Genomic DNA, 1,091 nt, shown 5'->3' on the forward strand with positions numbered 1-1,091 from the left:
ATCAGTTCAGCCTTGTAGAGACCATTGACTGTTTCGGCTAGAGCATTGTCATAAGAATCGCCGACTGTTCCCACACTCGGACGGATTCCGGATTCCGCTAGCGCAGTGGAATACTTCAGTGACACATACTGGCTGCCCCGATCACTATGGTGAATTAACTGGTTTCCATGGATTCGTCCTGCAGTCGTTAACGCATGCTCCAAAGCCTCCATGGGCAGCGCATCGGTACGCATCGTCGAGCGTGTAGCAACACCAACAATTTTTCGGCTGAATACATCCACGACAAACGCGGTATAGGCGAATCCTAACAGGGTGCGAACGTAGGTAATGTCGGCAACCCACAACCTGCCTGGTGCCTGCGCACGGAAGTTTCGGCACACAAGGTCCGGGCGATGATCCGGTATCTTCGGGCTAATCGTTGTCACAGGGGTTCGCCCACGTCGGCGGCCGGAAACACCTGCTAGCTTCATCAGTCGTGCAGTCTTATCGCGGCCGATATGAAAGCCTTCACGGTTCATCGCGTGCCACATTTTGCGGATGCCGTAGACCGAGAAATTCTTAAGCATGCACACGCTGTATCTCTGGGATAAGCAGGCTATCGCTTAAGGTCCTTGCGCTGGGAACACGAGTGGTCGCCTTGCGGTAGCCACGAGAGGTGATGAATCCACGATCTGCCTGTTTTAGAACTCTGCAGATGGCCTCGACCCCAAACTGATCTTTGTACGCGTCGATGTAGGAGATCATTTGGTCGTGGGTCGGTCGAGTTCCGCTGCGAAAAAAGCCGAAGCTGTCTTAAGAATCCCGTTTGCTCGTTTTAGTTCGCGGTTTTCACGGCGCAGACGCCCCAAGCTCTTCTTCCATTGTCTCGCCGCCTGAAGCGTCAGAGTCATCACGTACTGAAGCGCTGTCACGGTACCAGGCCCGCAACGTGTGGTGAGATACTCCAAGGAGCTCACCGACCTCCGTGTAGGCACGTTGGAGTGAGCAAGACTCCAGGCGGACCATTTCGATGATCTGATGGACCGCCTTCTCCTTGAACTCGACGGAATACTTTCTAGGCATAGTTCAATCCTTCCTTAGCTGAGGTATGT

Annotated in this window: 1 pseudogene; it reads right to left on the reverse strand. The window is 53.7% G+C overall.

Annotated features, from left to right (window positions below):
• A pseudogene (locus ABJ196_RS12625) lies at positions 1-1,062 on the reverse strand (IS3 family transposase); the annotation flags it as partial.
• Positions 1,063-1,091 lie beyond the last annotated feature (29 nt).

Source organism: Corynebacterium sp. SA-MJD20WY100 (genome assembly GCF_039822565.1).
Taxonomy (GTDB): domain Bacteria; phylum Actinomycetota; class Actinomycetes; order Mycobacteriales; family Mycobacteriaceae; genus Corynebacterium; species Corynebacterium phoceense_A.